The sequence below is a fragment of the Nonomuraea guangzhouensis genome (assembly GCF_019396345.1).
In the GTDB taxonomy this organism is placed as follows: Bacteria; Actinomycetota; Actinomycetes; order Streptosporangiales; family Streptosporangiaceae; genus Nonomuraea; species Nonomuraea guangzhouensis.
This window is the reverse complement of record NZ_JAHKRM010000018.1, coordinates 89,347-114,485: the sequence shown is the minus strand read 5'-3', so window position 1 is coordinate 114,485 and position 25,139 is coordinate 89,347. Positions and strand designations below refer to the sequence as shown.

The 25,139-nt window shown below is 69.7% G+C and carries 19 protein-coding genes; 16 read left to right on the top strand and 3 right to left on the bottom strand.

Going from position 1 to position 25,139, the window contains the following annotated elements:
- The first annotated feature begins 2 nt into the window (after positions 1–2).
- From KME78_RS33980 to KME78_RS33970, 3 genes are read left to right on the top strand one after another with little or no spacing between them, the layout of a single operon-like run.
- Entirely contained in the window at positions 3–1,022 is a 1,020-nt protein-coding gene (locus KME78_RS33980; RefSeq protein ID WP_219533518.1) for an iron-siderophore ABC transporter substrate-binding protein, read from the top strand.
- On the top strand, positions 1,019–2,029 hold the full coding sequence (locus KME78_RS33975; RefSeq protein ID WP_219533517.1) for a FecCD family ABC transporter permease: 1,011 nt from the start codon (positions 1,019–1,021) through the stop codon (positions 2,027–2,029). Before KME78_RS33980 ends, KME78_RS33975 begins: the two co-directional genes overlap by 4 nt.
- Positions 2,029–3,057: a FecCD family ABC transporter permease gene (locus KME78_RS33970; protein WP_219533516.1), complete on the top strand. Its 1,029-nt coding sequence runs from the start codon at positions 2,029–2,031 to the stop codon at positions 3,055–3,057. Before KME78_RS33975 ends, KME78_RS33970 begins: the two co-directional genes overlap by 1 nt.
- Positions 3,058–3,073: 16 nt before the next feature.
- On the opposite strand, the gene KME78_RS33965 is transcribed toward KME78_RS33970, so the two are convergent.
- Positions 3,074–3,982 (bottom strand): oxidoreductase, encoded by a 909-nt coding sequence (locus tag KME78_RS33965; RefSeq protein WP_219533515.1) that lies wholly within the window; start codon positions 3,980–3,982, stop codon positions 3,074–3,076.
- Positions 3,983–4,061: 79 nt separating this feature from the next.
- Between KME78_RS33965 and KME78_RS33960 the strand changes: the two genes are divergently transcribed.
- Positions 4,062–4,748 carry a TetR/AcrR family transcriptional regulator gene (locus KME78_RS33960; RefSeq protein ID WP_219533514.1) on the top strand — a complete coding sequence of 229 codons (687 nt, stop codon included), beginning with the start codon at positions 4,062–4,064 and terminating at the stop codon, positions 4,746–4,748.
- A gap of 47 nt (positions 4,749–4,795) precedes the next feature.
- Here KME78_RS33960 and KME78_RS33955 read toward each other — a convergent pair whose 3' ends face one another.
- Positions 4,796–6,508 (bottom strand): S8 family serine peptidase, encoded by a 1,713-nt coding sequence (locus tag KME78_RS33955; RefSeq protein WP_308127238.1) that lies wholly within the window; start codon positions 6,506–6,508, stop codon positions 4,796–4,798.
- 92 nt (positions 6,509–6,600) lie between these two features.
- Between KME78_RS33955 and KME78_RS33950 the strand changes: the two genes are divergently transcribed.
- The 8 genes from KME78_RS33950 to KME78_RS33915 all read left to right on the top strand — a co-directional run bounded on the left by KME78_RS33950 (position 6,601) and on the right by KME78_RS33915 (position 20,788).
- Positions 6,601–7,326, top strand: a complete 726-nt coding sequence (locus KME78_RS33950; RefSeq protein WP_219533512.1) for a tyrosine-protein phosphatase — start codon at positions 6,601–6,603, stop codon at positions 7,324–7,326.
- A gap of 59 nt (positions 7,327–7,385) precedes the next feature.
- Entirely contained in the window at positions 7,386–7,628 is a 243-nt protein-coding gene (locus tag KME78_RS33945) for a hypothetical protein (RefSeq protein WP_219533511.1), read from the top strand.
- A gap of 29 nt (positions 7,629–7,657) precedes the next feature.
- A complete protein-coding gene (locus tag KME78_RS33940; protein ID WP_308127237.1) occupies positions 7,658–8,062 on the top strand; it encodes a hypothetical protein in 405 nt (134 codons plus the stop codon).
- Between the two features lie 112 nt (positions 8,063–8,174).
- Positions 8,175–8,696 carry a snapalysin family zinc-dependent metalloprotease gene (locus KME78_RS33935; RefSeq protein ID WP_219533509.1) on the top strand — a complete coding sequence of 174 codons (522 nt, stop codon included), beginning with the start codon at positions 8,175–8,177 and terminating at the stop codon, positions 8,694–8,696.
- A gap of 249 nt (positions 8,697–8,945) precedes the next feature.
- The gene (locus KME78_RS33930) at positions 8,946–13,112 is read left to right on the top strand and encodes a LamG-like jellyroll fold domain-containing protein (protein ID WP_246652588.1); all 4,167 of its coding nucleotides are present in this window, start codon (positions 8,946–8,948) and stop codon (positions 13,110–13,112) included.
- Positions 13,113–13,126: 14 nt separating this feature from the next.
- Positions 13,127–19,975 carry a polymorphic toxin-type HINT domain-containing protein gene (locus tag KME78_RS67400; protein WP_219533507.1) on the top strand — a complete coding sequence of 2,283 codons (6,849 nt, stop codon included), beginning with the start codon at positions 13,127–13,129 and terminating at the stop codon, positions 19,973–19,975.
- A gap of 14 nt (positions 19,976–19,989) precedes the next feature.
- A complete protein-coding gene (locus KME78_RS33920; protein ID WP_219533506.1) occupies positions 19,990–20,286 on the top strand; it encodes a hypothetical protein in 297 nt (98 codons plus the stop codon).
- A 58-nt stretch (positions 20,287–20,344) separates the two neighbouring features.
- Positions 20,345–20,788: a hypothetical protein gene (locus tag KME78_RS33915; protein WP_219533505.1), complete on the top strand. Its 444-nt coding sequence runs from the start codon at positions 20,345–20,347 to the stop codon at positions 20,786–20,788.
- Positions 20,789–20,820: 32 nt separating this feature from the next.
- On the opposite strand, the gene KME78_RS33910 is transcribed toward KME78_RS33915, so the two are convergent.
- A complete protein-coding gene (locus tag KME78_RS33910; protein WP_219533504.1) occupies positions 20,821–22,737 on the bottom strand; it encodes an AfsR/SARP family transcriptional regulator in 1,917 nt (638 codons plus the stop codon).
- 257 nt (positions 22,738–22,994) lie between these two features.
- On the opposite strand from KME78_RS33910, the gene KME78_RS33905 reads away from it, so the two are divergent.
- The 4 genes from KME78_RS33905 to KME78_RS33890 all read left to right on the top strand — a co-directional run bounded on the left by KME78_RS33905 (position 22,995) and on the right by KME78_RS33890 (position 25,129).
- Complete coding sequence (locus KME78_RS33905; RefSeq protein WP_246652560.1) at positions 22,995–23,882, top strand: SseB family protein; 888 nt, start codon at positions 22,995–22,997, stop codon at positions 23,880–23,882.
- Positions 23,879–24,280, top strand: coding sequence for a UCP033725 family protein (locus tag KME78_RS68540; RefSeq protein ID WP_219533503.1), 402 nt, complete (start codon positions 23,879–23,881; stop codon positions 24,278–24,280). The genes KME78_RS33905 and KME78_RS68540 overlap by 4 nt, the downstream gene beginning before the upstream one ends.
- 169 nt (positions 24,281–24,449) lie before the next feature.
- Complete coding sequence (locus tag KME78_RS33895) at positions 24,450–24,791, top strand: YbaB/EbfC family nucleoid-associated protein (protein WP_308127236.1); 342 nt, start codon at positions 24,450–24,452, stop codon at positions 24,789–24,791.
- A gap of 14 nt (positions 24,792–24,805) precedes the next feature.
- A complete protein-coding gene (locus tag KME78_RS33890; RefSeq protein ID WP_219533501.1) occupies positions 24,806–25,129 on the top strand; it encodes a hypothetical protein in 324 nt (107 codons plus the stop codon).
- Positions 25,130–25,139 lie beyond the last annotated feature (10 nt).

Genomic DNA, 25,139 nt, shown 5'->3' with positions numbered 1-25,139 from the left:
CAATGACCCGCGTCCTGTACGCGCTCGCCGCCCTGACCCTCACCTTGGTCACCGGATGCGGCTCCACCACGCCCCAGGCCCCCGTGGCGGCGGCGTCGGCGGCATTCTCCGCCACCCTCACCCACAAGTACGGCAGCACGACGATCACCGCCAAGCCCAAGCGGATCGTCACCGTCGGCCTCGTCGAGCAGGACGCCCTGCTGGCCCTCGGCATCGTGCCCGTCGCCACCACCGAGTGGATCGGCGGCTACCCGGGCGCGATCGGCCCCTGGGCCAAGCCCAAGCTCGGCTCCGCCCCGGTCCCGCAGGTGCTGAAGGACACGGGCAGCGGCCCCCAGATGGAGAAGGTCGCGGCACTGCGCCCCGATCTCATCCTGGCCCTGTACTCGGGGCTGACCCAGGAGCAGTACACCACCCTGTCGAAGATCGCGCCGACGGTGGCCCAGCCGAAGGAGCACATCGACTACGGGATCTCCTGGCAGGAGGTGACCAAGCAGATCGGTGTGGCCGTGGGCGAGGCCGCGAAGGCGGACGCGCTGGTCAAGCAGGTGGAGGACCGGTTCGCGGCCGTGCGGGAGGAGCATCCGGAGTTCGCCGGCCAGACCGGGCTGATGGCCACGGTCTATGAGGGCTACTTCGTCTTCGGCAGCCAGGACCCGCGCTCCCGCCTGCTCGCCTCGCTCGGCTTCACGCTGCCCGCCGACCTGGACCAGGCCATCGGTGACAAGTTCGGCGCGAACATCAGCCGCGAACGCCTCGACCTGCTCGACACCGGAGCGCTCGTCTGGAGCGTGACCGACGTGGACAAGGACCAGGCCACGCTGCGCGGTGACAGCGTCTACAAGGGGCTCAAGGTGGTCAAGGAGGGGCGCGAGGTGTTCGTGAAGGAGGGCACCGACGACGGCAACGCCGTGTCCTTCCTCACCGTGCTCAGCCTGCCGTACGTGCTCGACGCGCTGGTGCCGCGGCTCGCGGCCGCCGTGGACGGGAAGCCGGCGACCGAGGTCGGGCTGCCCTCGTGACCCGACGGGCCGCCCTGGTGGGGGCGTCGCTCGGCGCCCTCGTCCTGATCTGCCTGCTGTCGCTGGCCCTGGGCGCCCGCCAGATCCCCCTGGGCGAGGTGGTCAGGGCGCTGGGCGGCCTGGGCGTGGACGGGGAGACGCGTGAGGTGATCTGGTCCGTACGCGTGCCGCGGACGCTCCTCGGCGTGCTCACCGCGGCGGCGCTCGGCCTGTCCGGCGCGCTCATGCAGGCCCTCACCCGCAACCCCCTCGCCGACCCCGGAGTGCTCGGCGTCAGCGCGGGGGCGGCGTTCGGCGTGGTGATCTCCATGGGCGTGCTCGGCATCGGCGCGCTGTCCGGGTTCGTGTGGTTCGCGTTCGCGGGCGCGCTGGTGGCCAGCCTCGTCGTGTACGCGATGGCCGGGATGGGCCGCGACGGGTTGACGCCGGTCAAGCTGGCCCTGGCCGGGGTGGCCGTCACGTTCCTGCTCAGCTCGGTGACCAGCGCCATCGTGCTCGTCGATCCCGAATCGCTGAACCGCTACCGGTTCTGGTCCGCCGGGTCGCTGTCCGGGCACGGCTCCGGCGTGCTGCCGCAGCTGCTGCCGTTCATCCTGGCGGGCGCCGTGCTGGCGCTCGCGTGCGCGCCCGCGCTCAACAGCCTCGCGCTCGGCGACGACGTGGCGCGCGGGCTGGGCCGCCGGGTGGGCCTGGTCCGCCTGCAGGGCGCGGCGGCCGTGATGCTGCTGACCGGCGCCGCGGTCGCGGCCATCGGACCCGTCGTCTTCGTCGGCCTGGTGGTGCCGCATCTCGCGCGGGCCGTGGCCCGGCGGGCCGGCGCCGAGACCGACCACCGGCTGCTGCTGCCCCTGTCGGCGCTGCTCGCGCCGTGCCTGCTGCTGGCCGCCGACATCCTGGGCCGCCTCGTCGTGCCGCCGATCGAGGTGCAGGCCGGGCTGCTGGTCGCCTTCATCGGCGGGCCGTTCTTCGTCGTGCTGGCCCGCCGGCAGCGGCTCGCGGAGCTGTGATGGGCCAGCTCACCTTCCGCCTGTCGACGCCGCCCGTGTCCTGGGTGCTGCGCCCGCGCGTCTTCGTGGTGTGCCTGGTCCTGGCCGCCGCGACGTTCCTGGTCTTCTGCCTCGGCATCGGGCTGGGTGAATTCCCGCTCGGCCTCGGCGAGGTCGTCCAGTCCCTGCTCGGCACCGGTGACCAGGGCACCCTGTTCGTCGTACGGGAGTTGCGCCTGCCCAGGGCGCTGACCGGGCTGCTCACCGGCGCCGCCTTCGGGCTGTCCGGCGCCCTGTTCCAGACCATGACCCGCAACCCGCTGGCCAGCCCCGACATGATCGGCGTCACCCAGGGGGCGGGCGTCGCCGTGGTGGCCGGGATCGTCCTCGGCGTCGGGTCCGGGCCCGGCACGCAGGTGCTCGGCTTCGCGGGGGCGGTGCTCGCGGCGCTGCTCACGTACCTGTTCGCCTGGCGGCGCGGCACCACCGGGTACCGGATCGTGCTGGTCGGCATCGGCCTGTCGTGGATCTTCACCAGCGCCACCGAATATCTCATGGTCACGAGCGACACCTTCCAGGCGCAGGCCGCGCTCGGCTGGCTCTGGGGCAACCTCAACGGCCGCACCTGGAGCCAGGCCGTGCCGCTGGCGCTCGCCCTGGCCGTGCTCGTGCCCGTCGCGCTGCTGCTCGGCCGCTGGAGCCGGGCGCTGCAGCTCGGCGACGAGGTGGCCGTGGTGCTCGGCGCGCCGGTGCAGCGGGCGCGGCTGACGCTGCTGCTGGTGGGCGTCGCGCTGGTCGCCTTCGGCACGGCCGCCGCGGGGCCGATCGCGTTCGTGGCGCTGGCCGCTCCGCAGATCGCCCAGCGCCTGGCCCGCACCGCCTGGCCGCCGCCGGTCGCCTCGGCGCTGGCCGGGGCGTTCGTGGTGCTGGCGGCCGATCTCCTGGCGCGCCGCGTCATCCCGGACGTTGAGCTGCCCGTCGGCGTGGTCACCGGCGTACTCGGGGCGCCGCTCCTGCTCTGGCTCCTCGCCCGCGCCCGCCGCGGCTAGCGCCGCCGGCCCCGGCTCAGAGGTCATAGCGCACGCCGGTCAGCTCCTGCGACACCTCCCAGAGGCGGCGCGCGGTGACGGCGTCGGTGATCGCCCGGTGCCGCTGGTGGACAGCGGGCTCGCCGCGCAGCTCCAGAAGGCCGTCAGGGGCGACGTAGCTGCCGCCGGGCAGGCCGGGAAGGGTCGCCGCGTACAACGACGTCTTGGCCCCCTCCGGCGTGGGCCGGAACACGTGACGGACCAGCCGCGAGGCGAACGTTCTGTACAGCCGCCCGCGATCGGCGTTGGCGCCGCCGGTGAGCACGTTGCTGCGGGTCAGCCCGGGGGCGACGGCCATGCTGCGCAGCGCGAGCCCCGTCGCCGTCGCCCGGCGGTGCAGCTCGACGGCGAAGTACAGCAGGGCCCTCTTCGACTGCAGGTACGCGTTGACGGCGCTGTAGCCGCGTTCGGCGTTGAGATTGGCCAGGTCGAACCGGGCGAAGCGCTGCCCCTCGCTGCTCACCGTGACCACCCGGGGCGCCGGCGCGGCGAGCAGCCGGGGGAGCAGCAGCCCGGTCAGCGCGAACGTCCCGAGGTGGTTGACCCCGAACTGCGACTCGAACCCGTCGGCGGTCCTGGCGTGCGGGACCATGGCCACGCCCGCGTTGTTGACCAGCAGGTCGAGCCGGTCCAGACCGTCGGCGAACTCCCGGACGGAGGCGAGCGCGGCCAGATCGAGGCGGCGGGTCTCGACCTTCGCTCCCGGCACCTCGGCGAGCAGGCGGTCGGCCGCGTCCCGGCCGCGTTCGGGGTCGCGGCAGGCCAGCACCACGTGGGCGCCGTGGCGGGCGAGCTCACGGGCCGTGACGTAGCCGATGCCGCTGTTGGCGCCGGTCACCACCGCCAGCCGGCCGGACTGGTCGGGGATGTCGTCGAATGTCCACATCGTTGGCGTCCTTCGTATTGCAACTTTGAGTTGCGATACGATGGCACTTGATTGCCCCTTAACGCAACTTGGAGTTGCAATGGATGCTGAGCACGCCAGGTCGGTTGGGCGGGGTGCGAAGGTGCTGGCCGCCGTCCACGCGGCGACGCTCGCCGAACTGGCCGAGAAGGGGTACGCCGCCCTGACGGTCGACGGCGTCGCCCAGCGGGCGGGGGTGCACAAGACGACGGTGTACCGGCGGTGGAAGGACCGCGAGAGCCTGGTCGTCGACGCGCTGGCCGGGCACGTGGCAGCGGATGTCCCGATCCCTGACACGGGAACGTTCGAGGCGGACCTGACGGTGCTCGCGCGGGCGCTGGTCCGCTTGATGACCGCCCCGTCCGCCCGCGCTCTGCTGGCCGCGGTGTTCTCCGATGCCGCGCGGCTGCCGGAGGTGGCCGAGGTCCGGCGCCAGATCTTCGAGGACCGGCTGCGGCGCGCGGAGCCCGTGGTCGCCCGCGCGGTGTCACGGGGCGAACTGCCCGCCGGGACCGATGCGGCGGAGGTGATCAAATCCCTCGCGGCGCCGGTCTACCTCAGGCTGCTGATGACCGCGGAACCGGTCGATGAGGCCGTCGCGGACCAGGCGGTACGCGTCACGCTGGCCGCCGCCCGCGCCGGCGCCTTCGGCCCACCCGCCTCCAGCCCGTCGGCTCCAAGCCCGTCCGACCTCGGCCCGTCCGGGCCAGGCTCGTCCGACCCTGGCCCGTCGGCGGTGTCCGGGTGACCCGGTGCGCGTACGCCTTCGCGGGCGCGCACCGGGCGTGCCGTCGGTTACCGGGCCGCGTTCAACGCGTCGACGATGCCCGAGCCGTAGAAGCCGTTACGCGCCCTGCCGCCTTCGCAGGTGTGCGTGTCCGTCGTCGTCGTACCATTCGGCAGGATCCGCGTGTAGGTGAACGCGCGCGGCTCCGGGCACGGCGTCTTGGTGGCGGTCGCCTTGAGGGCCGCCTCCACCGCGTCCGGGTTCATGGTCAGGCCGCCGTGCGCGCGGTCGCGGTGGCCGTACCGGCTGACGATCAGCGCGGCCACGCCCGCCGCCCGCGGCGAGGCCATCGAGGTGCCCTGCAGGTAGGTGTAGTACGCGCAGACCGAGTCGCGGCAGTCGCGCACCACCGACGGGGTGTTCGGCGTGCCGTCGGGGTTGAGCTGCCCGTTCGCCTGCGCCAGCGACTGCGGGTAGGCCGCCAGCGTCGCCCTGGTCACGTCACGCGTGTTGGTCGGCGTGTCATAGGCGTCGCCGCCGGGTGAGGCCACGTCCACATAGCCGTTGCCGTAGTCGGAGTAGTACGACTTGCGCTTGCTGATGCCGGTGGCCGACACCGCGATCACGTGCTTGCCCTCGCTGGGCATGGACACGCAGCTCGGCGGGATCGTCCGGTCGTACGGCGCCTCGCCGGGCACGCTGGCGAAGTCGGGGCTGGAGCCGTCGATGAGCTCCTTGGTGTAGTCGGTGGCGCCGTTGCCCGCCGCCGCTACCAGCGTCACGCCCCTGGCGTGGGCGTAGTTCAGCGCCCGCTGGGTCGCCTTGATGATGGTGGCCTGCTCGGCGCGGTCGGCGGGGGAGTCGGCCGGGTTGTCCACGCAGTTGAACAGCCACGGGTCGATGTAGTAGCTCATGTTGACCACGTCGATGCCGTGGTCGCCCGCGTACGTCAGCCCGTCCACGCTCGGCTGGAGGAAGAAGAAGCCGGAGTCCTGGCCGACCCGCAGGTTGACGATGGACACCTTGGGCGCCACACCGGCCACGCCGAGCCGGTTGATCGGGGAGGCGATGGAGGAGGCCACGTGGGTGCCGTGCTCGTTCTCGTCCACGTCCGCGGGGTCGTTGCAGGAGTGGTCGGGCTCGGCCTCACAGGGCCCGTCGATCGGGCCGCCGTTGGCGTCGACCGGGATGTCGACCGTGAAGTTCCGGCTCAAGGCGCGATTGAAGTTGGGTGCGATGTCCGGATGCGAGCCGTCCACGCCGGTGTCCAGGATGCCGACCAGCACTCCCGGATCGCCCTGCTCGTGACGGTAGGAACCGTCCGCGGTGGCGTGGATCTGCTTCATGTCCCACTGCAGCTCCGACAGCGGTTCGGCCGTCGGTCCCGGCTTGCCGAACGTGGTGGCGGCGGGGGCGCCGTCACCGGCCTTCTCCACGGCCTCGGTGGCCTTGCGCGCTGCGGCGGCGGAACGGGCGGCGGACGGGACCGTTCCGATGGACCGGTTGTGCGCCACGCCCTCGATCGAGCCGTTGGCGGCGAGGGCGGTGGCGAAGTCCGCGTTGGTGGTGGAGATCGTGGCCACGCCGACGGCGGTGTTCTCCTTGACCACCGTGCCGCCGGCGGCCTGGACGGCCTTGCGCGCGTCGGCCGGGCGCACGCCCTCCTTGTATAAGACGACGTATTCGGTTTCCTGACCGTTGGGGGTCCGGACCGCCTGGGCGGGTGGGACGAGGGCGGTCGCCACTAAGGTGCAGGCGGCCAGGACGATGACACGCTTCACGCGTACCTCCGGGCTAAGACGGATATCTCCACCAATCTGGTCATGTTTGGTGGCTACGTCCATAGGTCCGCTGACCCCATAAAGTGTGCTCGATGAGGCATATCGCGTTCGAACGCTTGCACAACTTCCGTGACCTGGGCGGTTACCGTACGCGCGACGGGCGTACGGTGCGCTGGGGGCGCCTGTATCGTTCCGATTCTCTGGCCAAGCTCCGGGGCGACGACTGGCAGCGCTTTCTCGACCTGGGCGTGCGTACGGTGATCGACCTGCGCTACCCGTGGGAGATAGCCGCCAGGGGCCGCGTGCCGGAGAGCGAGGGGCTCGCCTACCACAACCTCAGCATCGAACATCAGCCCTACGACCAGGCCGAGCTGGGCCCGGACATCGACACCGCGCGTTTCCTCGCCGACCGCTACGCCGAGGTCGCGCTGGACGGGGTCGAGGAGCTGCGGCAGGCGCTGGAGGTGATCGCCGCCGACGACAGCGCTCCCCTCGTCATGCACTGCGCGTCGGGCAAGGACCGTACCGGGCTGCTGGCCGCGTTGGTGCTGTCCCTGCTGGGGGTGGACGAGGAGACCATCGTCGAAGACTTCGCGCTCACCGAGCTTGCCGCCGACCGGCTGGTCGCCGACTGGCGAGCGGCCCACCCCGACCGGACGCTGAAGTGGCCCGGCTACGGTCGCGCGCCGGGCGAGGTCATGCGGCTCTGCCTGGCGGAGCTGGCCGCCGGCCATGGTTCCGTACGCGACTACGCGGTCACCCGGCTGGGCGTCGACGACAAGCTGATCACGGCGTTGCGCGAGCACTATCTTTCTTGATGGTCCAGCGAACGCCTTGGGCCTCAGCGCTATGCGATACCTAGTGGCATACTGAACCCATGTCCCTACCGCAGCCCGCAGACCCGACGATCAAGAAGTCGGTGACGCTACGCCGCTCGCTCGCCGAAGAAATCGAGCTCCGGACCGGTCCCCGCGGGTTCTCCCGCTTCGTCGACCAGGCTGCGGAGTACGGGTTGGCGCTGCTGAAAGCCGACGAGATCGTCGCTGACCACGAACGCAGAACCGGTCCGCTGCCCGATGAGGTCATGGAAGAGGCCAGGCGAGCGTGGTCCGGCGAGTAAGGCGCGCAGGGGCTTCGTTCCCTACCCCAGTGCTCGTGCTGGATGCCCAGCCTTTCTCCCTGCTCGGTGAGGACGATCCGAAGGTCGTTGCGCGGATCGCCGTTGCCCGGGAGGAAGGGTTCATTCCGGCGATCAGCGCTGTGACGCTCGCTGAAGTGCGCCGTACGGGCGCGGTCGGAAGGCGGCTCATCTGGCAACGGGCGCACCTGACCGTCATACCTGTGACCGAAGGCATCGCCGACCTCGCTGGGCGGTTGCTGGAGGATGCCGGCCTGGACGGGCATGAGTGTGTCGTGGACGCCCTTGTCGTGGCCTCTGCGGCCGCGGGCAACGGACCGGCCAAGGTGGCCTCGAGCGATGGCTCGCATATCCCCAAACTGGTTGCGGCAGCCAGGCTCAGACGTGAATCGCCGATCGGGTGGGTGCCGGTCTGACCCGCCTCGCTCTCCACGGATCCATACCACTGCAATAGGGGCAAACTGGCTTATCCCCGGACGGCGTCGTCGCGCCTAGCGTGACAGCACCCCCACTGTCCGAGGAGACACGATGCCCAGACCCCTCCGTCTCGCGCTCTCTCTCGTCCTCACCGTCGCGTTCCTGCTGGCCACCTCGCCCGCGCAGGCCGCGCCCCTGCTCAGGACCCTCCGGTACGACGCCAGCCGGGCGGCCGAGTTCCGTGGCGCGGTCGACCAGGCCGCGCAGATCTGGAACTCCAGTGTCGCGAATGTCCGCCTCGTCGCCGGCACCCCCGCCGACTTCGTCGTCTTAGCCGACAACGGCTGGCCCCGCACCCTGCCCACGAGCCTGGGCCGGGGCACCATCTGGATGGGCAGGGAAGCCACCTCACAGGGCTACAACCCGGTGCGCATCGCCGCCCACGAGATCGGCCACATCTTAGGCCTGCCCGATCGGCGCACCGGCCTCTGCTCCGACCTGATGTCCGGCTCCAGCGCTCCGGTGAGCTGTACGAACGCGAACCCGAGCGCGGCCGAACGGGCCCAGGTCGACCGTAACTTCGCCGGCGCCACCCCGGAGGTCGAGTTCGGCCGGGTGCTCGTGGACCGCTGAACCCAACGCTGCCGCCGTCCTTGTCGTCAGGGACGGCGGCAGAGTCCTGTCGGCTGCGCGCTGGTCGTACTGAGCGAACAGGGCACGTCTCGCGACGGGTCAACACGGCATCTACACGACCTGAACGGGCCGTCTACCGGTCACCGTCACTGTTGATCTCGGCCGCCAGAGGACTGCCGGCCGACATCGACGGCGAGCCGGTGGGAGCGCGGTGTGAGAACTCGTTGGACCCTTACGGCGGTGTCAGCGATGGCGGCCATGACCTTGTCGTGCCTCGCCGTCCCGTCCTGGGGTTCGGTTTCCGGGCCGGGAGTGCCGGCCGCGGGCATGCGTACGGCCGACCCCGAACCCCAGGTGACCGAGGCCGAGGCGGCGCGGTCGGCGCGTGAGTCGGGGCGGCCGGTGGAGGTCGTCGGCCTGCGCGGCGAGAGCCGTGAGGTGCTGGCGCAACCACAGGGTGGGTTCGTCGCGGTCGAGCACCTGGAACCGGTCCGTACCTTCAGGGACGGCACGTGGGTCGGCATCGACACCACCCTGCGGAGGGATCCCGACGGGTCCATCCGGCCGGCGGCCACCACCATCGATCTGCGGCTCTCCGGCGGCGGCGACACGCCCATGCTGTCGATGACCCGAGCGGGCCGCCGGATGTCGCTGTCGTGGCCCGGCCGCCTGCCCGTACCCGAGCTCGACGGTGACACCGCGGTGTACCGGGGCGTGTTCGGGCCCGACGTCGATCTGCGGGTCCGGGCCACTGCCGACGGCGCGTCCCATGTGCTGGTGGTGAAGACGCCGGAAGCGGCGCGCGATCCCCGGCTGGCCAGGCTCCAGTTCGGGCTGTCGGCGCCGGACCTGCGGCTGGCGGCGGACACGCGAGGCAATCAGTCGGCATTCGACCCGGTGACGGGCGCCGAGGTGTTCAGGGCGCCGCCGCCGAAGATGTGGGACTCCAGCGAGCCGGCCGGGTCCCTGGCGGTGTCCGCCATGCCCGGAAACGGAGGGCTGCGCAGGCCGTCCGCGGCGGCGCCGGGAGACACCTCACGCGTCGCGGTGATGAAGACGGGTGCCGACGCCGGGCACCTGACGCTCGAGTCGGACCAGGGGCTGCTCACCTCCCCGGACGCGAAGTTCCCGATCTACATCGATCCCATGTGGTACGCGCCCGGTGAGTCCGCCAAGCTGATGGTCTCCAGCGGAGGCTGGGAGGATCACAGCTTCAGCGACGAGGGCATGGGGCGCTGTCCCATCAGCCTGCCCCCGGCCGGCGCCTACTGCGGCAGCTCCCACGTCAAGCGGCTGTTCTACCGGATGCCGACCAGCCGTTTCGCGGGCAAGCAGATCCTGTCGGCGGAGTTCTCGGTCAAGGAGACCTGGGCACCGTCCTGCGACGGGCGATCGGTGCACATCTACCGCACCACCGCGTTCGGCAAGAACTCGACCTGGAGCTCGACCGCCGACAACTGGGCGGACTACCTCACCTACCGGGACGTCGCCAAGGGCCATTCGAGCAGCTGCCCGGCGGGCGATGTGGTCTTCGACGTGGCGTCGGCCGTCAAGGAGGCCGCCAAGAAGGGCTGGTCGAGCACGACGTTCGGCCTGCGGGCCGGGCACGAGGACGACGAGTACGGCTGGAAGCGGTTCGAGGGAAACGCGATTCTCCGCGTGCACTACAACTCCACCCCGCCGCAGCCGCAGATGAAGCAGCTGCACTCCAGCCCCGGCGGCCCCTGCCCGGCCTACGGTCACACCACGCCGGTGAACCGGCTGCCGATGCTGTACGCCGACAACCTCACCGACCCCGACAACAGCGGCGCCGAGGGCGAGAAGCTCAACGCCGAGTTCCTGGTGTCGTGGAAGGACGCCGGCGGCACCGAGCACCAGTGGCGCACCACCAGCCCCAAGAAGCAGTCGGCCAAGGGCTCGCGTCGTTCGTCGTTCTCGGTGCAGGTCCCTTCGGGTCTGATCCCGGTGAACGCCGACTTCAACTACCAGGTACGCGCCTACGACGGCGCGGCGTGGAGCCCGTGGAGCTCGGGGGGCAACGCCACCAGCTGCTACCTGCGCTACGACCCCACGGCCCCCCGCACTCCGGTGGTCGGCTCACCCGAATACCCGGAGCTGAACCCCGACGACCCCGACGTGAGCGCCCGCGACGGCGTCGGCCGCTACGGCTCGTTCGCGATCACCTTCGACCCTGAGGTGACGAAGTTCGCCTACGCGCTCAACACCACCCCCGCCCCCGCCGCGGCGGTCAGCCGCGCCGCCAACCCGCAGACGGTCCGGGTGGTCCCGACGCACGCTGGTGTCAACACCCTGTACGTCACCGTGTGGGACGCCGCGGGGAACTTCTCGGTCGGCGACTACCGGTTCTGGGTGAGCGAGGGCGCCCCGGAGAAGGCGCGCTGGAAGCTTGACGAGCCCGCCGGCTCCGCCACGCTCACCGGTGAGAACCCGGGGATCGCGGCCCGGTCCGGCGCCGGTGCCACCCTGGGCACGGAGGGCAAAGCCGGCAACGGCCTCGGCCTCGACGGTTACGCCGGTGGCTACGCCGCAACCGACCTCGCCGTCCTCGACACCGCTCAGAGCTTCACCGTCTCGGCATGGGTCCGGCTGCGCAAGAACGACGCCTTCTACAACGTCCTGGCGCAGGACGCGTCCGTCCAGAGCGGTTTCCAGCTCGGCGTGAATCCCGCCCCGAGTTCATGGGTGTTCAAGACCCCGGCGAACGACGTGAAGGGCGCCAGCGCCCCCTGGACGGGGGCGATCGCGCCCGCGCCGCCGGAGCTGAACGCCTGGACCCAGCTGACCGGCGTGTACGACGCGCCCGCCAAGATGCTCCGGCTGTACGTCAACGGCACCAAGGCGGCCGAGACCCCGGTCGCCTCCGTACTCGACGCCAGGGGAGCCTTCCAGATCGGGCGCAGCCGGTACGACGGCGGCTACGCGAACAACTGGCCGGGCGACGTCGACGAGGTCAAGGTGTTCGCCGAGGCGCTGTCCGACGACGACGCGGCGAGCCTGGCCGCCGGCTCCACCCCCGAGGGGCGGAAGCTGACCGCGCACTGGCGGCTGGAGGAGCCGGTGGGCAGCGAGCGAGTCTACGGCGAGGGCGGCGGCCCCTTCTCGGCCACCGTACGGGGCGGGGCGACGCTCGGGGTTCCTGGGCAGGCAGGGACGGCCATGCAGCTCAATGGCCCCGGCGCGTACGCCTCCACCACGGGCCCGGTGCTGAACACGACCGGGAACTTCGCGATCGCGGCCTGGGTGAAGCTGCCGACGACCGCCGCCACGGACATGACGATCGTCAGCCAGGACGGCGCCGACCAGAGCGGCTTCTACCTCAAGTACCGGGCCGCCAACAAGAAGTGGGCGTTCATGCGGACGGCGGGCGACGTCACGGCTCCGACGACCCTCACCGCGTACTCGGCCAACACCGCCGTGCTCGGCCAGTGGACCCACCTGGTCGGAATCCAGGACGTCGTGGCCGGGAAACTCCGGATCTACGTCAACGGCGTCGAGAGCGGGTCCAACGAGCTTCCGCCGGTGTGGCAGGCCGGAGGCGGGCTGCAGATCGGCCGGTCCAAGTGGAACGGCGCGGCGGTCGACTATGTCACGGGCGCGATCGACGACGTGCGGATCTACGACCGGGTGGTCTCGGTCGAGGAGGCGCAGGACCTGTTCACCGTCAAGTCCGACATCATCGGCCGCTGGCGGCTCAACACCGCTTCGGGTAGCCCGGCGACCAGCCCCGACTCCGCGCCGGTTGCCGTCAAGCACCTGGTCACGCTGGCCGGCGCCGCGAAGATCACCACCGGTGTCGTGACTCCGCCGGACGGCCAGGTGGCCGGGGCGCTCGACCTTCCCGGCGGCGACGGGGACTACGCCACGGCCGACGGAGCGGTGGCGGACAGCGCCGAGAGCTTCACGGTGTCGGCGTGGGTGGAGACGGCGGGCGTTCCCACCAGGTCCATGACCGTGCTCGGCCTGGCCGGCGCCACCAACAGCGCCGTGGCGGTGCGCTACGACGCCGCCAAGGGCCGCTACGTGCTGGACATACCCAGCGTGGACGGGACGGGCGCCACCACCGCGACGGTGGAGCACTCCAGCTTCCACCAGGGCGGCTTCGGCGACTGGGATCACCTGGCCGTCGTCTACGACGGCTTCAACAGCCGGATCACGCTGTACGTCAACGGCGTGCGGGAGGACGCCGCCGAGGCGCCGACGGTGTCCTACCGCGAGAACACCCGGGTGTTCGCCCCCATCACCTCCCTGCAACTCGGCCGGGCCAAGGCAGGGGGCGCCTACCCGGCAGGCCAGAACTGGCGCGGCCAGCTGGACGACGTCTGGGTGCTGCGCGGCGCGGCCACCGAGGAAGAGGTCGCCTACCTGGCCAACCCGACCGAGATCGACGAGCTCTAGCCGTGGAGGATGTTGTGCGTAGCGGCAAAGGCCTGACCGCCTTACGGCTGTGGGCGATGGTGACGGCGCTCGTCCTGTGTGCGGGGCTGCTGGCGTCGGCGCCGATCGGGGCCCCGCCGGTGGCGGCGGAGGCCGGACGGCTGCTGGGCAAGCCGGCGGATCCCGACAAGACGGTGGCCGGGCACGAGGTGAAGGTCAAGCCGCGCCGGGTGGACGCGGCCGTGGCCCACCCGGCGCCCTCCGCCACCGTGACGTGGCCGAAGGCGGGCGTCGCCGAGGTCTCCCTGCCTGCCGCCGCGCCCGGCCTGCGTGGGTCGGCCGCCGCGACCGCGGCCACGAAGGCGGGCGCGCTTCCGGTCTGGGTCGGCGCCGCCACCTCGCCCGCTGTCCCGGGCAAGGTGCGAGTGCGGATGCTGGACCGTGCGGCAGGGCGGCGCGCCGGTGTCGACGGGGTGCTGTTCTCCGTTGAGCAGGCCGGTGCCGCGCCGGTCCCCGGGAAGATGGCCGTACGGCTGGACTACTCCGGGTTCGCCCGCGCGTACGGCGCCTCCTATGGTTCCCGCCTGCGGCTGGTACGGCTGCCCGCGTGCGCGCTCACCACCCCGGACGTCGCCGGCTGCCGTACGGCGGCACCGGTCGCCTCGGCCAACGACACCGAGCACCAGAGCGTGAGCGCGGAGGTGACGACGTCGGCGGACGGCGCGGCGACGGTGCTGGCGGCCGCGTCGGAACCGGCCGGTGACAAGGGCGATTACAAGGCGACTCCGCTGTCAGCGTCGGCCACGTGGGGCGTCGGCACTCAGTCGGGGGATTTCACCTGGTCGTACGCCCTGCGGGTGCCGCCGGTGCCCGGCGGGCTGACGCCGGGCCTCAGCCTGTCGTACTCCTCCTCGTCCATCGACGGCCGAACCTCCAACACCAACTCCCAGCCGTCCTGGGCGGGCGACGGGTTCGATCTGTGGCCCGGCTACATCGAGCGCCGCTTCAAGTCCTGCAAGGACGACGGCGTGCCGAAGAACTCCACCTGGAACACCTATCCAGGCGACCTGTGCTGGGGTTACGACAACGCCACGATGACGCTGAACGGCAAGGGCGGCGAGCTGATCCCCGCCGGAGGCGGCACGTGGCGGATGAAGAACGACGACGGCACCCGCGTCGAGAAGCTGACCGGCGACTCCAACGCCAACGGTGACAACGACGGGGAGTACTGGAAGGTCACCACCGCCGACGGCACCCAGTACTTCTTCGGGCTGAACACCCTGGCCCTGGAGAACCCGCAGACCCAGTCGGCCTGGACGGTGCCCGTGTTCGGCGACGACGACGGCGAGCTGTGCCACAAGGCCGAGTTCAGCGACTCCTGGTGCCAGCAGGCGTGGCGGTGGAACCTCGACAAGGTCGTCGACCGGGACGGCAACGCCGTCACCTACTTCTACAAGCAGGAGCGCAACCACTACGGCCGCGACCTGAAGGCCGAGGACGAGACGTCGTACGTACGCGGCGGCTACCTCGACCACGTCGACTACGGCCTGCGTGCCGACAACCTGTTCCCGGGCAAGGCCCCCGCGCGGGTCAGCTTCGAGGTCTCCGAGCGATGCCTGCGCTCGGAGGACGCCGACTGCGCCGAGGACAAGATCAAGGACCATCCCGAGTACTGGGAGGACGTGCCCTGGGACCTGCACTGCGACGCCGGCCAGGAGTGCAAGGAGGAGCACGGCACGATGTCGCCGACGTTCTGGTCCCGCAAGCGGCTCAGCCTGATCAAGACCGAGATCCTCAAGGAGAACGGCGTCGACTACCGCCCGGTGGACACCTGGGAGCTGAGCCACGCGTGGGGGATGGCGGACGTCGACCGCCAGCTGCTGCTGACGTCCATCGTCCACACCGGGCTGGCCGGCCAGGACCCGGTCGTGCTGCCGCCCGTGTCGTTCGTCTACACCCAGAAGCCGAACCGGGTGGACAAGCTCGGCGATGACCTCGGCCCGTTCGTGAAGAACCGGATCGGCACGGTGTACAACGAGTTCGGCGGTGTGCTGGACGTCAACTACTCCGGAGCCGACTGCACGACGGGCGACCTGCCGACCCCGCAGACCAACCACCGCAGGTGCTTCCCGACGTACTGGATGAAGACCAGCGGCGAGGACGACAACCCCACGCTCGACTGGTTCCACAAGTACGTGGTGACCGAGACCGTCCAGACCGACCTGACCGGCGGCTCGCCCGACATGGTCACCAAGTACGACTACGGCATCGGCCACCCCGCCTGGCACTACGACGACGACGATGGGATCACATCGGAGAAGTACAAGACGTGGTCGCAGTGGCGGGGCTACGACAAGGTCCGGGTGATCAGCGCGGCGAACAGCGACGCGCCCGGCCAGGTCGACCACTGGTACTTCCAGGGCATGGACGGCGACCGCCTGAACACCTCCGGCGGCAAGAAGGACGCCGAGGTCTCCGACGGTGAGGGCGGCACCTATCCCGACCACGAGTCCCTGCAAGGGCTCGAGGTCAGGACGGTCACGTATGACAAGGCCGATGGCAAGGCGGTGTCCAAGAGCGTCGCCTCACCCTGGCACCTCCAGACGGCCTCCCGTACCCGGTCCTGGGGGACGGTCACCGCCAACCTGACCGGCACCAAGACCACCCGGAACATGACCGCGCTCGACGACGGGAGCTGGCGGGAGACCAAGACCACCACCAACGCCTTCGACACCACGACCGGCGCGCCCACCGAGGTCGACGACTTCGGCGACGTCACCGTCGACGCCGACAACCGCTGCACGACCATCACCATGGCGGCGCGGAACACCGCCGACTGGCTGGTCGCCCTGCCCGCGCAGGTGCGGACGGTGGCGGCGTCATGCGGCAAGACCGTCGACTTCACCAAGCAGCTCATCTCCGACGTCCGCACCTACTACGACGGCGGGGCCCTCGGAGCCGCGCCGACCAGGGGACTGGTCACGGCGACCGACAAGGTCGCGGCCACCGGCACCACCAGCGGCGCCGTCCGGTACGTGCCCGGCAGCAGGAGCACCTACGACGCCTACGGCAGGCCCAAGACCATGACCGTGGTCGACAACACCGCGGCCACCCCCGCGGAGCGCACCACGACCACCGCCTACACCGAGACCAGTGGCCTGACCACCAAGACGGCGGTCACGGGCCCGCCGGTCAAGAGCGGGGACACCGGCTCGGCGATGACCACGACCACCGAGCTCGATCCCGCCTGGGGCAGCGCCCTCAGGTCCACCGACGAGGGCGACAGGACGACGGTCTTCGCCTACGACGCCCTCGGCCGGGTGAGCAGGGTGTGGGCGCCGGGCCGCGACACCGGCCAACTCCCCGACAAGCAGTTCGGTTACCAGATCGTCTCCGGCGAGATCACCACGGTCTCCACCAGGGAACTGAACAACGACGGCGGCCAGGACATCGCGTACGAGCTGATAGACGGCTGGCTGCGGTCCCGCCAGACCCAGCAGCCAGGCCCGGACGGCGGCCGCCTGATCAGCGACACCTTCTACAACGCCCAGGGCAGTGTGGACCGGACATACGCCGCGTACTACGCCGACGGCGCCCCCGGCGTGTCGCTGTTCGGCGTGGACACCCCGGGCCAGGTCGAGACCCAGACCGCCTACACCTACGACGGGCTCGGCCGCGTCCTCACCGAACGACTGCTGGCCGGCAACAGCGACGCGGGCGAGAAATGGCGGACCACCTACGCCTACGGCGGAGATCGGACGACCGTCACCCCGCCCAACGGCGGCACCCCCACCACCACCCTCGTCGACGCGCAGGGCAGGCAGATCGAGGTCCGCCGGCACAGGCCCGGCGGATACGACTCGACCTTCTCCACCTACACCACCAGGGGAGAACTGGCGTCGATCAAGGGGTTCGGCGGTCACACCTGGACCTACGAGTACGACCTGCGCGGCAGGAAGGTCCGGCAGGCCGATCCCGACAAGGGCGTCTCCACGTTCACCTACGACGACCTCGACCAGCTCGTCCAGACCGAGGACGCGCGCGGCAAGAAGATCAGCACCACCTACGACGTGATCGGCCGTCAGACCGCCCGCTACGACACGACCAGCGGCAGCCCGGGCGTCAAGCTCGCCGAGTGGACGTACGACACGGTCCGCAAGGGTCAGCCGGCGAGCACCGTCCGTTACGAGAACGGCGCCGTCTACACCGAGGCGGTCAACTTCTACGACAACCAGAACCGGCCGACCCGCACGACGGTGACCCTGTCCGGCCTCCCGGCCGCCGAGTCCGCGCTCGCTCCCGCCGCCGGCTACCAGTTCAACACGGTCTACAACCTCGACGGGAGTGCGCGGTCGGTCAGCAGCCCGGCCGTCGGCGGCCTCCCGGCCGAAGTGATCGCCACGACGTACGACGACCTCGGCCGCGCGGTCAAGCTGACCAGCAACCTGTCCACGTACGTGATCGGGACCGACTACAGTAAGACCGGCAAGGTGCTGGGCAGGCGGCTGTCCAACGGCGGTAAGCAGGTCGACCAGAGCTACGGTTACGAGTTCGGCACCCAGCGGCTGAAGACCAGCACCACCGTCCACGCCGGCATGCCAGGGGTCGACCGGAGCGCCACCTACGGCTACGACGACGCGGGCAACGTCACCCAGATCACCGACGTGTCCCGCGACGGCACCGACAACCAGTGCTTCCGCTACGACTACCTCAGAAGGCTCACCGACGCCTGGACGCAGGCCACGGACGGCTGCGCGGCCGACCCCGCCTCGGCGACCCTCGGCGGTCCCGCGCCGTACCGGACCGCGTACGCCTTCGACGCCTCGGGCAATCGAGCCACCGAGACGCAGTACGCCACGTCCAACCAGGTGGCCTCCACGCGCACCTACGCCTATGCGGGGGGCGACGGAGTCGGCGCCTCGTACAAGGGTCACCAGCTCGCCACCGTCACCCAGACCGGGGCGGGCGCGCACACCGAGAGCTACGCCTACGACGCCACCGGCAACACCACCCGGCGCACCACCGGCTCCAGCGACCAGGCCCTCACCTGGGACGTCGAAGGCCACCTCGCCAAGGTCACCGACTCGGCCGGCGCGGAGACCAGCTTCGGCTACGACTCCAGCGGTGACCGGCTGATCCGCCGGGACCCGACCGGCACGACGTTGTACCTGTCCGGCCTGGAGGTCCGTCTCAACAAGGGTGCCACGGCCACCCAGGCCACCCGCTACTACAGCCACGACGGCGACACGGTCGCCATGCGCACCAGTGCGGGGGTCACCTTCCTGTCGCCCGACCACCAGGGCACCGGTGAGGTGGCGATCCACGCGACGACCGGCGCGCTCACCAAGCGGCGCTACACCCCCTTCGGCCAGCCACGAGGCACCGCGATAGGCACCTGGCCGGGGGAGAGGGGCTTCGTCGGCGGCACCATCGACTCCAGCACGTCCCTCACCCACCTGGGCGCCCGCGAGTACGACGCGGACATCGGCCGCTTCATCTCCGTCGACCCGCTGTTCAACCTCGACTACCCGCAGAGCTGGGACGGTTACTCCTACGCCAACCAGACCCCCGTCACCCAGAGCGACCCCGACGGCCTCGACGGACCGCTCCGCGGCCATCCGGACTGCTACTACGCCAACAAGGGATGCCCGGACTCAACTCCAGGAAGAGGCCACAGCAGCCCAAGCGGTTCGCCTCCCGCCAAGAAATGCCGCTTCTTGTGCCATGTACGCAACTTCACCGGAGGCGCGGCGAGCGGCCTCGTCAACGGCACGCTGGGCACCGCCAAGAACTTCCTCGCCGATGTCTACTACGGCATCGTGAAAATGTCCTGCCCGCCGGGGATCCCGACCGGATGCGTCGCGGCGGCAGACGACGCCCAGGCCAACAGCCCCCTTTACAAGGACATCCCGACCTGGGGCGACAAGGACAGCAAGAACTACAAGGTCGGCAAGTTCGTCGGCGAATGGGCTCCGGTTCTTATCGGCGGCGCCGGGGCGGTGCGGGTGGCCGCCGTGAAACTCGCCGAGAAAGCCGCGGCGAAGGCGGCTCGCAAGGGAGTGCAGAGCGCGGTGCGCAGGGCCGCCGCCAGAGCAAGGCCAAGCGGAGGAAACTGTGTGGGCAACAGCTTCGTCCTCGGCACGAAGGTGTTGATGGCAGATGGACCCGCCAAGCCCATCGAGCGCGTCAATGTAGGCGACCGGGTCCTCGCCACGGATCCGGGCACCGGCAGAACCGAAGCGAAACAGGTCACCGCTCTGATCGTCGGTGAGGGCGTCAAGCACCTCGTCAAGATCACTGTGGACATCGACGGCGACCGAGGCGATCGCACCGGCAACGTCACCGCGACCGAAGGCCATCCGTTCTGGCTGGACAACCAGCGAGAGTGGCGGGACGCGGACCAGTTGCAGCCGGGCATGTGGCTCCGCACCAGCGCCGGCACCCATGTTCAGATCACCGCAGTTCAGAAGTGGACCGCCACCCAACGCGTCCACAATCTGACGGTCGACGACATCCACACGTACTATGTGCTGGCAGGCACAACTCCCGTCTTCGTTCACAACTGCGGGCCTGGGACCGTCTCGGACAAGGTGATGGATGAACACATCCTCCCGAGGCATGATCCGAATCACGCGGATTCCTGGAGATGGGAGGAGAAATCAAAATTCGAGGACTGGGTTACGCCGGACCATATCCGCAACTGGGCCAAGCTGGCGATGAGGAAGCCGATGGATAATACGAATCTCGGCACCGGTTCCGCCCACCGACACGTCCTCGACATTAGAAGCCGCTACCCGATCGGCTCTGACGCGGACGGGAATGATCTGTTCTCGGTTGCGGTATGGGTGCGGGACGGTGCAGTCACGGGCGTTCACCCGAACTGACGAGGTGGTGGCCGATGATTAACGTTCAGGTGCGCACGGAGAGCGGAGAAATCGTGCTGCGCGGATCTTGCGGACTGGATTGGATGGAAACCGTCCGGCGCATAGATGAAGACAAGTTTCCGTTCTTGGGTAGCCTGCTGCCCTACGCGGATACAATGTTCAATTCTCGACAGGTCGAGAGACTTCGGCGGGAAATTTCTGATCAATCTGTCCTGGAGATTATTGGGCAGGATTCAGTAGTAGAGATCGAAAGGCTCTGTATGCAGGTGGAGAATGGTTCACATCTCTATCTGTGGTTTCTGGGAGACTAGTGCGTAAGTGCTGCTACGCGCCAGCGGTTCCAATATGGCTACTGGTCGTGGGGTTGAGATGGCCGAATGGACTCCGGTCGTTTATCGCGGCGACGGGGCATGGATTGGAATCATGCCTGACGGCCGGATTGGTGTAGGCGTTGAGCAGGAGGGCCGGGCGACCCTCGAGGGCTCTGGGTTCGTTGCCATGTGGCCTTTTTTGGAGCGTGATCTCTCGGCCTGCCTTGGCGAGTTTTCCCGTGCATGGGAATCTCTCAATGAGGGCGGCGTGTCAACTCCCGAGAAGCTGGTCGAGATGACGGTTGGGTCGGCGTGGAGTTCTGGTCGCTCGTATTGGATGCAGCTAGCCGTTCCCTGGGCCATCGAGATGGCGCAGCGGTCAAATTTCGACCGCGAATTCGTCCGGGACATCCTCGTCGGGATGGCGAAGTCGGAGGTTCTGGATCCGGAGTTGCGCGACCAGCTCAACGGGCTGATTCGTAATCCGAATTTGCCTGTGTGACCAGCCGGGTACGTCGCGGGATTGATGCCTGGCTAGCAATTCGGGATCAGCTGTAGTGGTACGCCTGCCTGCTCTACCGCCGCTACCAACGGATCGCGTGCTCGAGGGGCAGATTCGGCTCTGACAGGAGATGTGGCGATGGCCTGCTTCTCGGCGAACAGGCGCAGGAGATCAGGTATCTGGTACCGACCCGGTCCGGGGGATTCCAGGAGGCGGGCGTCGAGGAGTTTGTCGAGCAGTTTCTCGGTCTGGTCGAGCGTTGTGCCGGCGACTGCGGCGGCGAGGGGGATCGTCACCTGGAGATGGCATGAGAGGGCCAGGAGGCAGAGCAGGCGGGTCAGATCCTGCCCGCTGGGGTCACCCTCCAGGTCACGCAAGCTGACAGCAAAGACGGAGCGAAGGGACAGATTCTCCACTTGAAGCTCATCCAGGCGATGCTGTTCGTTCTCCAGCTTGGCTGCCAGCCAACTCAGGGGCCAGCGTGGGCGGGACATCAGGCGGGCGGCCGCGATGCGTAGGGCGAGCGGGAGCCCTTCGCAGTAGCGGATGATCCGCAGGGCCGCGTCCGGTTCTGCGGCGACACGTTCCTTGCCTGCCAGGCTGCCGATCAAGGCCAGTGACTCCTGCTCGGACAAGGGCTTCACGTGATGGACGGCGCAGCCCAGGGTCGTCAGGGAACGCCTGCTCGTCACCAGGACACCGCACCGCTCGCCCGGCAGCAACGGCTCGACCTGTGCCGTGTCCACCGCGTTGTCCAGGAGCACCAGCAGGCCGCGGCCCGTCGTGAGGGAACGGAAACGGGCCGCCGCCTCGGCGGTTTCCGATGGCACATCCTGCGGGGCGACGCCGAGTGCCCGCAGCATGCGTCCCAGGGCTTCGACGGGTTGGAGGGGCTTCAGATCTTCGCGCGATCCTTGCAGGTCGACGTACAGGTATCCGCTGGAGAAATGGTCGTACAAGCGGTGGGCCAGGTGGATGGCCAGCGCTGATTTGCCCACGCCCCCGCCACCGGTGATCACGGCTGCTCCCGGCCCGCCGGGGCTGGTCATGAGCCCTTGTAAGAACGCCAAGTCCTCCTGTCGGCCAGTGAAGGCCGGGACGTCTCGAGGCAGTTCCAGGGGAGGTGATGTCGAAGTGGCGAGAGTGTCCTCGGTCAGGGCAGGACGGGCGGGTGTACATGCACCCGGCAAGGACCGGCCCTCCAGGATGGCCTGGTGTAGTTCTCGCAGGTCTGGGCCGGGTTCGAGGCCGAGCTCCTCCACAAGCGTCAGCCGGGCCAGCCGGTAGGCGTCCAGGGCGTCGGCGCGCCGGTCAGCCGCGTACAGCGCCCGCATGAGCTGCGCCCACAGGCCTTCCCGCAGGGGATGCTCCCTCGCCAGGCCTTCGAGCTCATGGATGAGCTCGGGGCCGCGGCCCTGCAGCAGGCCGGCCTCGATGCGGGATTCGCTGGCGGTCAGTCGGCGTTCGGTCAACCTGCTCGCCTCGGCGGTCACCGCCGTGGTGAGCAGGGCGTCGGAGTACGGCTCGCCGTGCCACAGATCGAGTGCCTGGGAGAGGAGCCGGTGAGCCTCCTCCGCGGCACCCTTGAGCAGTGCGGCGCGCCCCTGCGCGGTCAGAGCGTCGAAGCGGGCGACATCGGTCGCGAACCGGGCGACGTCGGTCGCGTCGGCGGCGCCGCGCAGCTCGTAGCCGGACGCCCGGGTGAGGATGATCTCGCCCCCGAGGTCGCCGAGCGCGCGGCGCAGTTGCAGGATGTAGCCCCGGATCAGGGTCGCCGCCGTCGTCGGCGGTTTGGCGGGCCACAGTTCGCTGATCATGTGCGCTGTGGTGACCGGTCGCCCCATCTCGATCGTCAGCAGGGCCAGCAGGGTCCGGGGGCGCGGGCCGGGGACCGGGGCCCAGCCGGAACCGGTCCAGAACCGCATCGGTCCCAGGACCTGTAATCGCATGTGGACCCGCACCGCCTTCCGCTGTAGCGCCTCTCCCCGGCACCACGACGATCTCCCCCCGCGCAACAGCGTCGAAGCGGTGCCTGACCGCGGTGCCCGGTCAGCCTGCCGCAGCACGCCAGTACCGTCCAGACGTTTCCGCCCGAGTGCAAAACCACAGGTCGCAGGGTTATGCGACCAGACGGGTCGGCTGTCGGATACGGGAAGATCGCGTTTTCTGGACAGATTCAGGCGGCAGAAGTCGGCACACTGGGCGGATGATGAGTGATCACCATCCGGCCACGCCGTTCGAGGAGCGGTTGCTGGCGGCGCGGGAGAACGGGCAGGACGCTCTGTGCTTGAGCATGCTCCGCGACGCCGACCTGGCGCTGCCGATCACCGCCGCCGCGGCGGCCGGGACCGAGGCCCCCGCCTGGGCGACGGCCGTGGACTCCGATCGGACCTGGTTGCTGGCCTACACCTCTGAGGAGGCGATGCGGTTGGCCACCGGCGGCGTCGCCACGCACTACCGTGTCGCTTCGCCGGCCGAGCTGGCGGCGGGCTGGCCGGACCCGCGGTGGGGTCTGGCGGTCAACCCGGGGCTGGCGACCGTCTTCATGCTGGAGTCAGGCACGGTGGCCAGGCTCGCGGTGCCGACGCTGGCCCAGGACCTGCTGCTCGATCCCGGGTCGGGGGTGCCGGTGGTCCAGAAGCTGCTCTCTCCGGCCGACGTTCACGGCCTGCTGATCGGCGGCGAGCCGCGGGTGTCCGGCTACTGCCACCACGCGCTGGACGTCTCTCACATCGCCACGCCCGCCGTGCTCGCCGAGGCGCTGGGCCAGCCCGACATGGTGACCACCGACGGTTGCCTGAACATCCTGCGCTGGCGCCCCGCCGGCCTCAGCCTGTACCGCACTCCCTACGGCGGGACCGACGAGGAGGGCAAGGCCGCGGTGGCCGGTTGGGTGGTCGAGGAGCCGCCGTTCGTGGGGCTGGGCCTGGTGCCCAACGTCGATCACGTCATCCGCGAGTACAAGGTGTACGGCGTGGGCCTGCCGCACGGTGCGGAGATCTGGGAGCTCACCTTCGAGGGAACCGAGCACCGGCGCGCGATGTACCACGGCGACCTGCGGCGCTGGCTGCTGGTGGGGAGGCAGGCGGCGTGAGCCGGCATTTCTACCGGGCCCGCTGGCAGGGCGCGGATTATGTGGCCAGCCCGGAGCCGCACGCTCTGGAACTTTGGGTACGACTGCGTAGTTCCGAACCCGCGGATGGTTTCGAGGAGGTCGAGCCGGGTTGTCACGTGCGTACTGTCCCCGTTACGGAGTGTGCCGCTCTGGATTTCGTGGCGACGGTGTGCCAATGGCGCGGAGAGCGTTTCCACGTGCACGACGAGAAGGACGGGCTGCTGCTGCTCGAATACCTGGGCGGGTCCGCGCTCACCGCGCTGGAGCTGGGGCTGGAGCGGATTGAGCGGGGCGTTTACCGCCTGTGGGTGCCGCGCGCGGAGGTGACCGGCATCCACGAGGAGGCCGTACCGCTGGATGCCGGAGATCGAACTTAAATCACGCGCACCCTTGTTCTCTTGTTGTTCATGTGACAGAAACTAGGAGGAAATGCGAGAGTGTCGTAAGAGACGAGCCCGAACGGTTTGGCTTTGAGGGGGGTCCGTGGAATCGCTCGACCAACCCGACTTAGCGGGAACGAGGGCTTACGCCGACGAGTTACGCGACGTGTTCAAACGAATTCAGGACGCGAGTGCGGAGCTGCACACCCAGGCTAAAGCGGTTCAGGTCACCGAGACCTCACGCGATGGCCAGGTGTCGGTGACGGTGGGCGCCCGCGGCGAGCTCATCCGGCTGGACCTCGACCCGCGCATCTACCGGAGACCCGACGCGCGATACCTGGCCGACACGATCGCGGAGACCGCCCATCGGGCGGCGGTCAGGGCCCAGGAGCGCGTCACTGAGATCTTCGAGCCGGTGATTCCGCCCGAGGAGTTCAAGGCTCATCTCGAAGGTGACCTCGAAGCCGTCATGGCGCGCTTCGCCGAGCGGATGGGAGGCACGAGCTGAAGCCCTGGGATGGTGTGGAGATCGCCAAGCCGGTCGTGAACCGGGGCATCTCGCAGTGGTCCACGATGGCCGAGGAATGGGAACAGGAAGCGCCGCGGCTGAGGGCCGCGGTCACCGAGGCGCTCGCCGCGGCGCCCTGGGGCGGCGGGGCCGAGGGCGCCGCGTTCAAGGCCGCCCACTTCCGCGGCGACGGCCCGAACCAGATGCTCATCCAATGCGCCCATCTCACCAAGGAGATCACCGACGTCGGTGACCGGATGCGCAAGACCATCGACGACACCTTGCGCACCCACCACGCCACGTACCAGGACATGTCCGGGCTGACGCGAGAGATCTGAGGCCCGGGAG

Bases quoted from the DNA above. Each gene is read 5' to 3' on its own strand.
- KME78_RS33980 (WP_219533518.1), top strand. From the start codon at position 3: ATGACCCGCGTCCTGTACGCGCTCGCCGCCCTGACCCTCACCTTGGTC.
- KME78_RS33970 (WP_219533516.1), top strand. From the start codon at position 2,029: ATGGGCCAGCTCACCTTCCGCCTGTCGACGCCGCCCGTGTCCTGGGTG.
- KME78_RS33965 (WP_219533515.1), bottom strand. From the start codon at position 3,982: ATGTGGACATTCGACGACATCCCCGACCAGTCCGGCCGGCTGGCGGTG.
- KME78_RS33960 (WP_219533514.1), top strand. From the start codon at position 4,062: ATGGATGCTGAGCACGCCAGGTCGGTTGGGCGGGGTGCGAAGGTGCTG.
- KME78_RS33950 (WP_219533512.1), top strand. From the start codon at position 6,601: ATGAGGCATATCGCGTTCGAACGCTTGCACAACTTCCGTGACCTGGGC.
- KME78_RS33945 (WP_219533511.1), top strand. From the start codon at position 7,386: ATGTCCCTACCGCAGCCCGCAGACCCGACGATCAAGAAGTCGGTGACG.
- KME78_RS33935 (WP_219533509.1), top strand. From the start codon at position 8,175: ATGCCCAGACCCCTCCGTCTCGCGCTCTCTCTCGTCCTCACCGTCGCG.
- KME78_RS33930 (WP_246652588.1), top strand. From the start codon at position 8,946: ATGGCGGCCATGACCTTGTCGTGCCTCGCCGTCCCGTCCTGGGGTTCG.
- KME78_RS33920 (WP_219533506.1), top strand. From the start codon at position 19,990: ATGATTAACGTTCAGGTGCGCACGGAGAGCGGAGAAATCGTGCTGCGC.
- KME78_RS33915 (WP_219533505.1), top strand. From the start codon at position 20,345: ATGGCCGAATGGACTCCGGTCGTTTATCGCGGCGACGGGGCATGGATT.
- KME78_RS33910 (WP_219533504.1), bottom strand. From the start codon at position 22,737: ATGCGATTACAGGTCCTGGGACCGATGCGGTTCTGGACCGGTTCCGGC.
- KME78_RS33905 (WP_246652560.1), top strand. From the start codon at position 22,995: ATGATGAGTGATCACCATCCGGCCACGCCGTTCGAGGAGCGGTTGCTG.